This is a genomic window from Aerococcus viridans, assembly GCF_001543285.1.
Taxonomy (GTDB): Bacteria; Bacillota; Bacilli; order Lactobacillales; family Aerococcaceae; genus Aerococcus; species Aerococcus viridans.
Genome location: NZ_CP014164.1, coordinates 1603964 through 1616569 on the forward strand (window position 1 = coordinate 1603964; position 12606 = coordinate 1616569).

A 12606-nucleotide genomic window follows, 5' to 3' on the forward strand; every position below is an offset into this window, starting at 1 on the left:
CCTATAAGTGCCCCCTTGAAAAAGGGGTCCCCGAAATTTAGCTGAGATATTTCTGATATAGACCTCATCAAAAAAGAACGCTGTGCTTTACCACCTGACGTCCTTTTCCAATCAATATTTAAATGAATCTACACCATATAACCTAAAAAATACGGCAGTTGTTGGCGCCACCAGATCCAGTCATGAGACACATCTGGCCCCCATTCTGCGAACCAGGCTGGGATATTCTTATGCTCAAAAGCTTCACGCAACTTGTAGTAACCGGGCAGACCGTCTGCTTCCCAGTCGCCTAAACCGGTACAAACAATGATATCTGCTTGGCGCAAGTGGTCGATAAACCACGGATCGTTCAAGGTCCAAATGTAGTCCACTGGCGAGTTGTAATAAACAGCTAAGTCACCACCGAAATCACCACCAAAATAACGGGCGTCGTAAACACCTGATAGGGCAATGGTTTTATTAAAGACATCCGGATGTTTCAATTGGAAGTTTAAGGCATGGTAAGCACCCATCGAACAACCCGTTGTCATCATTGGGTCAAACCAACCCGTATAGTGCTTGATGAATGGGATAGCTTCATCAAGCACATAACGTTCGTAAGCATTATGGGCTTCAGCGCGGTCGTGTTGAGACTTACCTTTGTGTAACCAAGATTCTTGGTCATGGGATGATAGAGTGAAGAATTGGACTTTTCCTGCTTCGATGAAATAATGTGCAGCTTCAATCATACCGAAGTCTGCAAATTCATCTTTAGAACCACCAGATGACGGGAATACCACTACCGGAATACCTGCGTGCCCATAACGATTTAAGTACATTTCTTGATTTAAGTGACCTGAATAATGGTGTAAGAATTCTGCATTCATGGGGTTTCCTCCAGTTTTGGGTAAAATGACAACCAGTGTAAAGCTAACCTTCTTTATGTTGGTGGACGTAGTTGAAAATCTCTTCAATTTCCGCTTCTGTATCCGCTAAAATACCATAGAATTGGTTACCTTGTAAGGCAGAAAAAGCGTCTGGTAAACGTTTTGAGAAGACAAATCGGTCGCCGTAATGACTGCGTAAAGCCGCTTCATCGTGGGCATAAGTATTTTGATCACGGTGGGTAATAGCCACACAGTATCGAGCGGGTGAACTCGGTGTTTCAAAAGGTTGACCGTCCACAATGCGGGCAAATTGGCGGAATAAATCTACATGGTTGGCATAGTTATACATATCAATGGTATAACCACCAGCCACCCGGTTATTGTATTCAACCACTAGGTAGTCGTCCCCATTTTCAAAGAATTCAATATGGAAAAACCGCTCCTTCATACCGAATTGTTTGACGATAGCTTGACCGTACGCCCGTAATTTTTCAGGAATTTCCTTTTGAATAATATAGCCGTAGTCTAATTGGTATTTTAATACCTCCAAAGTTGGGTCATGGTAATACAAGCTTGTTTCAAAGACAATATCCCCGTTTTGGTCGATTAAACCATCATACGACAATAACTTCCCGTCCTCGATATAAGGTTCAAAGAAGTAGGCATCTTTCTCGTCCCACTCCTCTAAAAATTTGTAGACCGCGTCTTGGTCTTTTAACTTGTAGGTACCTGATGAACCCACACCTGAATTGGGTTTGGCTACTAATGGAAGTCCCAGTTCCTTGACGATTCGGTTGACGGTACCCTTTTTATTGGCCACTTTTCCTGGAACCGCTGGCACTCCCGCCTTGGCGAATAGTTTCTTCATTTCAGACTTAAATTTAACCTTGCGCAAATCTTTTGGCTTGTTGCCAGGAATATTAAACTGTTCACGAATCTCAGCTTCCAAATTCAACCAATGCTCATTTTGCGACTCAATCCGGTCAATTTTCCCGTGCTTGAAAAATAAGTAAGCAACAGCTTTTTTAACTTCTTCAGTATTTTCTAAGTCGTTGACTTTATAGTATTCTGTTAAATCATCTTTTAAAGATTGAGGTAATTGGTCATAGGGTTCTTGACCAATCCCAAGAACGTTGAACCCTTGCTGTTTTAATCTGTTAGTAAATAATTGAAAGTTCTCTGGATAAAAAGGTGATGTCACAATAAAATTCATGTAAGTTCCTCCGCTCAGGGTCTTTTGCTTATATTTTATATTAATTTTTGATTAGAATCTCTCTTTCATTATAAGCGGTAATGGGTGCAAAAGCAATTGCATCTAAGTTATGGGAAACGCATTCATTCCCCCTCTTAAAGCCCCACATAACGGTCACTCTATATCATTTGAACTTAATATGCTCATCGGTTAGAATAGAAAGTGGAGGTGTTTTATGACACAAGAAGTTACTTTAAGATCTGCCCAAGCTGCAGACTATCCAGCAATACACGCATTAAACCGAGGCGCTTGGTTTAAATCAGACTATGAAGCATACCCAGAAGCAACTGATGCTTACGTTGACTTAGACTTAAACAGTTCGTTGAGTGATGCATCAATGGCAACCGTTGCGGAAGTTGACGGCCAGATTGCTGGTGTTATTTTAGTATCCGCAGATTCAGAGCCTAAATACGGCCGGATGCTGATGCAATCCACTATCGAATCAGCTGCAACGATTCATGCTCAAGGTCCTGAAGTTGCCGACTATTTTTATAACCGGATGAAAATAGAAAGGGAATACGATGCAAAATTACTAGAAAATGCTAAAAAAGATGTAGCTTACGATGGCCGTATTGTGCTATTTATTATGGATCCAAATTTTCAAGGTCTAGGAATCGGCAGCAAATTATTCCAAGCCGCTAAAGATTATTTTGAAGCTAAAAATGTGGCAAATTATTACCTATTCACTGACTCTTCATGTAATTATCCTTTCTATGATTACAAAGGAATGCACCGTGCTGGTAGTTTAAGATTTGATCAATCAGGTTTATTCGAACAATTTGATGGTTCAGAATCAACGGAACCATTCGAGTTTTTCATATATGACAATCAATAACAATACTGGAATAATTTCCAAATATGGCGTAAACATCTTATACCATACCTCTTTTACATATTTACTTGTCTGCAATGGATAGGCAAGGAAATAATTTAGCAGATGAACTTTCCTCGATCACTTAATATATCTACAATACGTGTACTTATATTACCGATGTCGTGCTCTAGCCACGGACTCGACAACATCGGATATCTACATCAAATTTAGATTAATAAGACATCGATAATCTGTTTCTAAATTTCTTCTCTATAACCTTCATTTTCAGTATAAAAATAATATTTTCATTTTCCAGTAAATGGGTAATGTTGATAAACATATTCCTGCGAGAATTTCCTATCATCTTTTGTGATTAATTTAATGATGGTAGAAATTCTCTTTTTTTTTCATTAGTTATCAAAAAAATAGTGTTGGCGGTATCCTCTAAAACTCCCTGCCAACACTATTATCCTATAAACTCTTCATTGCATCAGATCTCATAAATATGTACATTATCATTTTCCATACAGAATTATCCTTCCTATAAAAGCGAAGTATCTATTTGACCGTTTTAATCTAAAGTAAATAGCAATTCATCTAGATCAAATATCTCAATATATTTATGTGTATGTTGCTTAATTAAACCTTTATCCTCTAACGAAGAGAACTTCCTACTTATTGTTTCGGGTGTTGTACCCAAATAAGAAGCTAGCTCCTTTTTTGACATTGGTAAAGTCACATAAGTATGATTTTCCTCATCTTCAACATATTCTGCTAGAAAATTAATAATACGAGATTCTACCTGCTCTATACCAACCTGCATCGTTTGCTTTTCTGATACCTGTAAACGTTTCGTAACATCTGAAAGTATTCGTCTCATAATTTCTGGGTAAGCGTCTAGATAGTTATCCATATCTTTTTTATGAATTCTACATATGCTTACTTCTGATATTGCTTCAGCATAATTAGAATGGTAACTATCAGCTTGAAAAATAGCCACTTCTCCCATAAAATCACCAGGATTTAGTATGCGTACAGTTTGTTCACGACCGGATTCATTTAAGTTGTAAATACGTACACGCCCACTATTTATGATATATAGTGTGTCATCTTTATCACCATTTCCAAATAACAACGCATTCTTTGCATAATGTACTTCATGCGCTGATTGTGCAATTAAACTCATTTGTTCTTCATCTAGGTGGTTAAAAATTGGTACTAACCGTATACAATCTACATGACTATGGTGATGATGGTGTGCCATACAACTTTCCTCCTAATTAATCGTTATCTATATAATCATCGTCTTCTAACGCATCCTTATTAGCAATGGCTTGAAGTTGCCAAATATTTACATCTAAATAATCTTTATAACTAATTAGTAAATCCTCTAACGCATCATCTGCTTCTTCTTGAGCTAAACGCAATGCACGAACGGTAAATTCACGATTAGTTCTAAAATCTTCTACTAACTGTAAGACCATTTCTTCAGCAGAATAATATTTTTCAGACGGATCTTCAGAAATTATTGCAAATTGCTGAAATTCAGCAGTTGTTGATGCTGGCTTAAATCCCGAAGCTAGTAAACGTTCTGCAATTTTATCAAACCATGTTTCATTCTCATTATACAGTTTTTCAAATAACTCATGCAATGAATAGAAATTTGCCCCTTTTACATACCAGTGATATTGATGTAATTTTACATGTAAGGTATGAATATTGGCCAGTATATGATCTGTAACAGCTGCAGCATTAATCTTGGTATGGTGAATGTGTTCTTTATAGGCTTGTTCAGCGGCTAACTTTTCTTGTCTTTCGTTTACTGTTGTCATTTTATAAACCTTCCTTTACTTTTGAACTAATAACGGAATATCCTAAGTTTTCAATAGCGTTTTCAATTGTACTCAAATTGACTTGTTCTTCATCGAAATCCACCTTTACCTTACTTGCATTAAACAGTACTTTTACAGAATCCTTTTCTACACCAGCGGTCTGTTTTAAACCACTTTCAATTTTTTGTAAACATGATGGACAAGTTAATGTTTCTAATTTTAATGTTGCTTTTGTCATATCTATCACTCCTTTAAATAAATTATATAAGGTATTTTTTTTAAAATAATTGATACAGATCAATTATTTTAATTGATATCCTCTTAATCTCATTGCATTTAAAATAACGACCAAAATACTTGCCTCATGAACTAACATACCAATTGACATAGACATCCATTCACTGAATATTAAACTAAAGAGTAATATTATCACCACACCAACAGCAATAAGAATATTTTGTCGCATATTCGCATATGTCCCTTTAGCTAAACCTAAAGCATGGGGGAGACGATTAAAATTGGAATTCATCAAAACAATATCTGAACTTTCAATGGCTACATCTGTTCCATTTCCCATAGCTATCCCTACTTCTGCAGTAGCTAGAGAGGGGCTATCGTTCACACCATCACCAATAAAAGCAACAATTTCACCATTAGACTGCCTTTCTTTTAGAAATGACTGCTTATCCTCAGGCAGCATATCGCCGTGGGCCTCGGTTAATCCTAGCTCTTTTTTAACTAAATTAACTGTACCTTGATTATCCCCTGATAATACAATCAGATTTTTAACACCAAGTGATTTTAATTTTTGTAGGTCTTGTTTAACACCTGGTCGAACCTGGTCACGGATTCCCATTAAAATCATTAACTGATGATCAATTGCTGTTAATACAATTGAACTACCGTCTCTTTCTAATGTATCTAATTTTTTAAGCACTTCATCAGATAGTGGTATCCTTTCTTGTTCCATTAAGTTTTTATTCCCTACTGCAACGATGTGTCCATCAACGTGAGCAATTATGCCCCCACCTTTTATAACCCGTGTACGCTCTACAGGTCGTAGTTTATATTGCGCTAACTTATTCGTAATAGCGACTGCTAAGGGATGGTCAGATTCCCTTTCAACTGAGTATAAAAGGGATAAATCCTCCTCTTGATTATTACCATAGTAAACGAATTCGCCCACTTCTGGCTTTCCTTCAGTTAAGGTACCTGTTTTATCAAATAGGACTGTATCTACATTCGCAAAATGACTAATCACTTCTGACCCTTTAAACAAAATACCATTCTTTGCACCATTTCCTATACCCGCCACGTTTGAAACAGGTACACCAATGACCAAGGCTCCTGGACAACCAAGTACTAATACAGTAACTGCTAGTGCCGTATCTTTAGTTACTACCCAGACTAATAGCCCAATGATAAGTACCACAGGTGTATACCAACGAGAGAACTGGTCAATAAATCGTTCAGCTTCTGATTTAGAATCTTGTGCTTCTTCTACTAATTCAATAATTCGACCAAATGTAGAATCCTCTCCAATTCTATCAGCGACTATTTGAATAGTCCCATTATCCATAATGGTACCGGCAAATACTTCGTCACCTTTCTCTTTCTTTAGAGGTAAAGATTCGCCGGTGATATTAGCCTCATTTACATGTCCCTTTCCAGTAGTTACCCTACCATCTACTGGAATCTTAGCCCCAGTTTTGACTAAGAGAATATCTCCTTCCACTACTTCATCAATACCTACTTCTTCAAATTGTCCCCCGTCCAATTGCTTAAAAGCAGTCTCTGGCGCCATTTCCGTCAATTCTTTAATAGCAGATCGCGTTTGCTTAAGTGTACGCTGTTCTAAATATGAGCCAAATAAAAATAGAAAAGTAACAATAGCTGACTCTTCGTAATTTTGGATAAAGAAAGCGCCAATAACCGCTATCGTGACTAAAACATCAATACTCACTACTTTTACTTTCATAGCCTGATAAGCCTGTATTGCAATGGGTATAACACCTAATATGGAAGCAGTAATAAAAGCACTATTAAAGATAACCGTATTAGTAAAAATGAAATGTGCAATAAAACCTATACTGATAAGTAAACCACTAATAACCGTAATATGATTTTTATGTTTCAAAATAGTCTGTTGCATATAAACCCCTCCTATACTTTTGTACAACTACAGTGTATTCATTTTCGAAAGATATAAAATTGATGCGCATCAATTTTATAAACATAGTCCTGAATAATTCATAGTTTTTCAAAAACGTTTCAAAAACCTTGTTATAACAGTCTATTTTGTTTCGTTTATTCGCACCCTTTGGGTGTACAAAAAGAACCCCAATCTGCTATGGTTAAAGTGACTAAACCTAACCAAAGAAAGGGGTTCTCTCAATGGCAACTTTACACGAAAATCGTCTACTTTTCAATTCAAATGTTACAGTATCTCACTCTGGTGGAAATTTGTCCTCAGATTCCGGCTTAATATTAGCAAAAGAATTCATGAACAAATTTGAGTTTAGCCAAATCTTATGTAAAAACATCCAGATTCAAGATGACCGACTGTATCATGTTCATGAAAATGAATCTATTCTGGAACAAATCATCTTGCAGTTGATTGCAGGCTATCCTACAGATTCTTCAGCCAATATATTAGCAACGGATCCTATCTTTCAAGCTGTTTTAAGCAAAAAGCGGTTGGCTTCACAGTCATCCATTTCTCGCTTTTGGGATCGGATATCAACAGAAAATATCGTCCAGCTACAAAAGGTTAACCAGATTTTGATTGATAAAGCACGGACGATTCGAAATACGAACGAAATGATTTTCGATTTAGATTCTACTCACAGTGATACCTTTGGAAACCAAGAAATGACCGATTATAATGCGCATTACCAGACAACCGGTTATCATCCACTCGTTGCCTTTGATGGTCTTACCGGAGACTTTCTTAAAGCAGAACTTCGTTCTGGAAATGTCTACACCTCAAAAGGCGTCGCAGCATTTACTCGTCCATTATTTGAGCATTATCACTCTGTGACACCAGTAAGCACTATTATGGTACGTGCAGATAGTGGATTCGCAATGCCTGATTTGTATGAGCTTTGTGAAGAGTACGATAGTTTGTATACTATCCGTTTGAAATCCAATCGTAATCTGTACAGAATCGCTGATCAATTCGTTACCATTAAGGATCATCACGATTGGAGTAAGAAAGAAGTTCATTACTATAACGCCACTTATCAAGCAAAGTCATGGGGAAAATCCAGAAGGATCTGCATAAAATCAACCAGAGAAGCTAGTGAATTGCTTTTTAGACATGAATTCATCATTACTAATTTTTCAAAAGACGTCTCTCCAGAAATGGTTTTCCAAACGTATTCAAAAAGAGGAACGATGGAAAATTACATTAAGGACGCAAAAAACGGCTTTTACTTGGATAAAACAGATAGCCCACGTTTTATAGAAAATCATGCTCGTATGATCGTAAGCCTATTGGCTTACAATATCGTGAACTTCATGCGGACACTGTGTTTTACCAATGAAACGAAAGGGTATCAGGTTTCTACTATTCGCTTATTTCTCTTTAAAATTGCTGGAAAGATAGTTCATTCCGGAAGAAGACAATACTTGAAATTAAGTAGTTACCATGTTTACCAGAAGCTATTTTATCGGATTCTACAAAACATTCAGGTACTGCAGTGTTAGTTGCGTTTATTGCGCCATTCAAAAAAATTCGTTAACCATCCGATAGGATGAGTGCGCCCAAAATGAGGTCTTTCTTGAACTTAATCAGTTAGCAAAAATAAATTAAACCCTTTAGAAAAATATTTTTGAGAAAAAGAACCATTGAGCATAAAACTAAACAGATAATTATAAAATTTGGTAGTTTATAAAAAGTATGAATTATTCAGGAATAAATATTGACGTCGGACACTTGTTAAACTACGTTCGCTACGAAGCAACCTTCCTTTTTTATCTTCGGTTGCTTTATCAATTTGGTGTTGGCCACTAATTGTTAATACTCCGTTTTCGTAAGTAACTTGAATATCTTCTTTAGGAATACCAGGAAGTTCAGCTTCTACAAAATATTCATTATCAGTTTCATGAATATCTGTTTTGATTAAATTTGGCTTAAAATCATTGAATAAATTACGACTAAAGTCTTCAAAAAAATTGAAAGGTGTCATGTTATATGTGTCTGAGTTACGTTTTTGAATCTCGTTTGACATAATAATCAATCCTTTCTATATTTTCATTTTCTTTTCAATTATTATTTTAGTCAAAAAAAGTCAGTTTTCAAGTATTAAGCTATTTGAAAATTGTAAAATTATTTTTTTGGTAGAAAAGGGCGCACTTGCTCTTTTGTTTAAGCGCAAAACATCAACTTGAAAAGTGATGTGTAAGTGCGCCCTTTTATTTTTTCTCTAGTTTTTCTTTTATCTTTTTTTCTGTGAATGTTTGCAGAACATAGGGAAATTTAGGATTTATTAAATCATATGCCGAACCCATTATTTGATTAGTTACTCGGACAATCATTCCATTTTGCCGCATTAACATAACTTTTTGATTATGTTCCGGTAAAAGAACTGGGTTATTTCTTTGACGATATAATTCAAGTAGAATTTCTTGGCAATCAGGATCTTCGAACAACTCTTTGTGTATTTTTTCTAAGTTCTTTTTAGCTTTTTTATTTTGATATTTCTTATAAAGCATTGGAACAAGTTGAGCAATTAAAAGGAAAAATGATATGAAAAATGTGATTAAAACTAAGGGCATGTACTGCTCATAAAAGGTAGATAAACCTAAGTTATTAATGATTTCTTGAGATAAAAATATACGTCCTGTCAGTAGTGTGAGAGATGTCATAAAAAAAGCTATTAATATTCCTAGACTTATTGGTTTGCTAAGAAAATCAAACAAAGAATTAAAAAAATTATCGGACATTAATTATTCTCCTTTTTTGTAAAATGTATTTGTCATTCTTAATTATAAAGGAAGCATTAATTAAATGTATTACATTAAGAAGGGATTGGGATTTTCCCAATCCCTTTGAACAGAACGAAAGCCGATTTAGAAAAAGGGCGCACTTATACCTTTTACGCATGTAAAAGGTTGTGCCAAATTATCTCGTTATTTTTTCGTTCAATATGTGATTGACGAAAACTCGAAATTTAGAAAGACAGTGTAAAATTTTCTGACGAAAATTAAAAATTCGCTTCGCTCATGTATCAGAAAAAATATTTTTTTTAGCAATCCAATTTGAATATTTTTCGCGACTTTCTTGTGTTAAAATCATCGGATATTTTAATTCAAAAATTTCTATTTCTGCTTTTAAATATACAGGATAACGACCATTTGAAAATCTATAAACTGGTTTAGGAAAGTTTGGTCTTTTTGTAATATTGTGAACAGATTGACGACTATTCATATTCCACCGTTCTTTTAAATCATAACGAGATAACAATTCAGGCATCATATCTTTTTCTTGCAAAACCTTATTTTCTAATTTTGAAATTATTCCCTTCTTCTCGTCTGTCATTTTCCAATCTTGATATAAATCTGTATTAAAATTATCATTCATAATCTTTACCTTCTTTAATATCCTAACCAAAAGTTCAATTCATATTCCAATCTATTTTCTTCTGCTTTAAATTGTTCACGAAGTTGGTTTCCTAAATTTATCGGCGAAATATTTTTGATCATGTTTTTATATTTATATTTAGAATTTCGAGAAATTTTTCCCCAAAAATTCGGCTGATTTATCAAAGCATAAATTTTCATTTGGTCATCAACTTTATCTAAAGTAGACCAATCTGGTTGAAGTATATGTATATCTTCAACACAATTTTTCCATTCTTCAGTCCTTGAATGTTTTAATTCAAATTCAATTCTCCAATAATCTTTATCTGCAATTTGATTTTCAAAAACATCAAGCAATTGCTGCTTTTTATTATAAATTCTAATGTACCTATCAGACCTACGAGAACCAAAATATTTAGTTTCTACTTTCCCATCAACCCCATAAAAATTAGTTGATTTAGTAGGAGGGTTCTGTTGCAAAGTTTTAAATCTACTATCAAATAAGATAGAATAATCGAAAAAGATAGCAGGAGGAATGACGATGAATCATTTTAAAATAACAGAACGGCCTAACGGTGAAAGTATGATGGAAGCTTTGAAGGCAGCTATAGAACGTACAAATGATTGCATATTCAGAAGAACTTTTCATTCAGACCAAGGCTGGGCTTATCAAATGAAACGGTATTCAAAAACTTTAAAAGATAATGATATCTTCCAAAGTATGTCTAGAAAAGGGAATTGTTATGACAATTCACCAATGGAAAATTTCTTTAGTATACTCAAACAAGAAATGTATTATGGTCAAACTTATCATAGTTTTGAAGAATTGGCTGAATCAATTACCAACTATATTAACTATTATCAACTATATTAACTATTATAATGAAGAACGAATTAAAGAGAAACTAGGATGGCTAAGCCCCGTCCAGTATCGCAGCCAATATACTAATTCCATTGTCTTTTCATAGTTTCACATAAAGTTTCAATCTATCAAGAGTCGCTCCGCTACTACTCTTGACAGATTAAAATTTATGAGAAGTATTGTCGACAACAGGAATTAAGCCAAATTGCATGTATTAAAAAAGAGCTGACCAATCGGTCAACTCTCATAAAATTTAGTCTAACTTTTTGGGTCCACTATATCCCCGCATCATTTGTCTCGGCGGTTTTTAATCGTAATGGCATCGTTACGCATACTTTATCAGTCTTAGGATTTATCATCTTTTATAGATTGCTATATTGTTCTACTTTTTTATAAAAACCGATATAAAGCAAATAATAAAAAAACAAAAGCTGTAAAAAGCAGTGGCTGACGATCTACCTGAGCATATACTGTTAAGAAATAATTATTTAACACATCATATTGGCTAATAGATTGAACAACTTTCTTCCTTAGACGATCAAAAACACTTAGTTCCTCATCTCTACCTTTCAACTCTAGTCCTTCATCTGTAATCTCTTTTTCCTCATCAGAATCTGAAGCTGCATCCGACTCAATATTTAAACCCTTGAGAATGTTATCTTCTGTTTTAAAGACAGGCTCTTTACTTACAAACTCAGAATACAAAACTCTTCTGTAATCCGTACCATAACCGCCTTCACAACGATAAAGCAGCATTCTCCCTCGTTCATCCTCAGCAGGTTCTACAAAATAATTCTTATTTGTCTCATGTACGACTTCTTGGGCTATTACTTTATAGGTGTAGACATCCTCAAAATCACTTGCATAGATATAATCACCTGGAGTCATTTGATCAATATTTTTTAGTAAGGTATCATTTACTAAATTATGAGAAAAACCAATAAATAAACCTTCTCCCAACTCTTGATTAGCTCTAGCTGTAGCAACTCCATTAAAAAGGTTCCATTCACTCGTTCCAGCAAGTATAGGAACTGATATATTCGCTTTTGGCATATAAATTGAACCAATTCCATATTTTTCAATTGTCGAATGATAATTTTTTTTAGCCTCAGCTATTTCAGCACCTCTTGCAAAATCAACTTCCTCATCATAGTTTGCTTGATTGATTCTTTTTTGTCGGGCATGAGCTGATTTTGACAGCTCTTTTTCTACTAGCTTAATAGCTGATTCAGGGTCGCCTTCACTTCCCATAATAAGATAACCTGTCGCACCAGAGATGATTAAAATAAAAGCTAAACTTAAAGAGAAGTAAGCAATCAGTTTTTTTATTTTATTTTTCATTTTTACTATCCTCCTCTTTATAAATTAAATATAGTCCATTGATTATTATCATATCC

12 protein-coding genes and 2 pseudogenes are annotated in these 12606 nt (G+C 34.9%); 3 read left to right on the forward strand and 11 right to left on the reverse strand.

From position 1 onward, the window contains the following. Positions 1-128: 128 nt before the first annotated feature. Both AWM76_RS07615 and AWM76_RS07620 read right to left on the reverse strand, forming a co-directional pair. Positions 129-866, reverse strand: a complete 738-nt coding sequence (locus AWM76_RS07615; RefSeq protein WP_003143726.1) for an esterase family protein — start codon at positions 864-866, stop codon at positions 129-131. A gap of 43 nt (positions 867-909) precedes the next feature. Beyond that, a complete protein-coding gene (locus tag AWM76_RS07620; RefSeq protein ID WP_003143728.1) occupies positions 910-2079 on the reverse strand; it encodes an ATP-grasp domain-containing protein in 1170 nt (389 codons plus the stop codon). Positions 2080-2293: 214 nt separating this feature from the next. Here AWM76_RS07620 and AWM76_RS07625 point away from each other — a divergent pair, with 214 nt between their 5' ends. Then, positions 2294-2953 (forward strand): GNAT family N-acetyltransferase, encoded by a 660-nt coding sequence (locus AWM76_RS07625; RefSeq protein WP_003143730.1) that lies wholly within the window; start codon positions 2294-2296, stop codon positions 2951-2953. 550 nt (positions 2954-3503) lie between these two features. Here AWM76_RS07625 and AWM76_RS07630 read toward each other — a convergent pair. The 4 genes from AWM76_RS07630 to AWM76_RS07645 all read right to left on the reverse strand — a co-directional run bounded on the left by AWM76_RS07630 (position 3504) and on the right by AWM76_RS07645 (position 6916). Further along, positions 3504-4196 carry a Crp/Fnr family transcriptional regulator gene (locus AWM76_RS07630; RefSeq protein ID WP_003143731.1) on the reverse strand — a complete coding sequence of 231 codons (693 nt, stop codon included), beginning with the start codon at positions 4194-4196 and terminating at the stop codon, positions 3504-3506. 16 nt (positions 4197-4212) lie between these two features. Further along, the gene (locus AWM76_RS07635; protein ID WP_003143732.1) at positions 4213-4764 is read right to left on the reverse strand and encodes a Dps family protein; all 552 of its coding nucleotides are present in this window, start codon (positions 4762-4764) and stop codon (positions 4213-4215) included. Position 4765: 1 nt separating this feature from the next. Further along, positions 4766-5002 (reverse strand): heavy-metal-associated domain-containing protein, encoded by a 237-nt coding sequence (locus AWM76_RS07640; RefSeq protein WP_016896718.1) that lies wholly within the window; start codon positions 5000-5002, stop codon positions 4766-4768. A gap of 63 nt (positions 5003-5065) precedes the next feature. Further along, positions 5066-6916: a heavy metal translocating P-type ATPase gene (locus AWM76_RS07645; RefSeq protein WP_003143734.1), complete on the reverse strand. Its 1851-nt coding sequence runs from the start codon at positions 6914-6916 to the stop codon at positions 5066-5068. A 242-nt stretch (positions 6917-7158) separates the two neighbouring features. On the opposite strand from AWM76_RS07645, the gene AWM76_RS07650 reads away from it, so the two are divergent. Next, on the forward strand, positions 7159-8472 hold the full coding sequence (locus AWM76_RS07650; protein ID WP_003141076.1) for an IS1380 family transposase: 1314 nt from the start codon (positions 7159-7161) through the stop codon (positions 8470-8472). 200 nt (positions 8473-8672) lie between these two features. On the opposite strand, the pseudogene AWM76_RS07655 reads toward AWM76_RS07650, so the two are convergent. From AWM76_RS07655 to AWM76_RS07670, 4 genes and pseudogenes are all read right to left on the reverse strand, one after another. Then, positions 8673-8996, reverse strand: a pseudogene (locus AWM76_RS07655) (Hsp20 family protein); the annotation flags it as partial. Positions 8997-9180: 184 nt separating this feature from the next. After that, on the reverse strand, positions 9181-9711 hold the full coding sequence (locus AWM76_RS07660) for a super-infection exclusion protein B (protein WP_003143621.1): 531 nt from the start codon (positions 9709-9711) through the stop codon (positions 9181-9183). A gap of 277 nt (positions 9712-9988) precedes the next feature. Continuing rightward, on the reverse strand, positions 9989-10348 hold the full coding sequence (locus AWM76_RS07665; RefSeq protein ID WP_039936000.1) for a hypothetical protein: 360 nt from the start codon (positions 10346-10348) through the stop codon (positions 9989-9991). A gap of 14 nt (positions 10349-10362) precedes the next feature. Further along, a complete protein-coding gene (locus AWM76_RS07670; protein ID WP_106427339.1) occupies positions 10363-10890 on the reverse strand; it encodes a replication initiation factor domain-containing protein in 528 nt (175 codons plus the stop codon). A gap of 7 nt (positions 10891-10897) precedes the next feature. Here AWM76_RS07670 and AWM76_RS07675 point away from each other — a divergent pair. Beyond that, a pseudogene (locus AWM76_RS07675) lies at positions 10898-11315 on the forward strand (transposase); the annotation flags it as partial. 284 nt (positions 11316-11599) lie between these two features. Here the strand turns inward: AWM76_RS07675 and AWM76_RS07680 are convergent. Next, positions 11600-12550, reverse strand: coding sequence for a class A sortase (locus AWM76_RS07680; RefSeq protein ID WP_003143785.1), 951 nt, complete (start codon positions 12548-12550; stop codon positions 11600-11602). Positions 12551-12606 lie beyond the last annotated feature (56 nt).

Bases quoted from the DNA above. Each gene is read 5' to 3' on its own strand.
- AWM76_RS07615 (WP_003143726.1), bottom strand. From the start codon at position 866: ATGAATGCAGAATTCTTACACCATTATTCAGGTCACTTAAATCAAGAA.
- AWM76_RS07620 (WP_003143728.1), bottom strand. From the start codon at position 2,079: ATGAATTTTATTGTGACATCACCTTTTTATCCAGAGAACTTTCAATTA.
- AWM76_RS07625 (WP_003143730.1), top strand. From the start codon at position 2,294: ATGACACAAGAAGTTACTTTAAGATCTGCCCAAGCTGCAGACTATCCA.
- AWM76_RS07630 (WP_003143731.1), bottom strand. From the start codon at position 4,196: ATGGCACACCATCATCACCATAGTCATGTAGATTGTATACGGTTAGTA.
- AWM76_RS07635 (WP_003143732.1), bottom strand. From the start codon at position 4,764: ATGACAACAGTAAACGAAAGACAAGAAAAGTTAGCCGCTGAACAAGCC.
- AWM76_RS07640 (WP_016896718.1), bottom strand. From the start codon at position 5,002: ATGACAAAAGCAACATTAAAATTAGAAACATTAACTTGTCCATCATGT.
- AWM76_RS07645 (WP_003143734.1), bottom strand. From the start codon at position 6,916: ATGCAACAGACTATTTTGAAACATAAAAATCATATTACGGTTATTAGT.
- AWM76_RS07650 (WP_003141076.1), top strand. From the start codon at position 7,159: ATGGCAACTTTACACGAAAATCGTCTACTTTTCAATTCAAATGTTACA.
- AWM76_RS07660 (WP_003143621.1), bottom strand. From the start codon at position 9,711: ATGTCCGATAATTTTTTTAATTCTTTGTTTGATTTTCTTAGCAAACCA.
- AWM76_RS07665 (WP_039936000.1), bottom strand. From the start codon at position 10,348: ATGAATGATAATTTTAATACAGATTTATATCAAGATTGGAAAATGACA.
- AWM76_RS07680 (WP_003143785.1), bottom strand. From the start codon at position 12,550: ATGAAAAATAAAATAAAAAAACTGATTGCTTACTTCTCTTTAAGTTTA.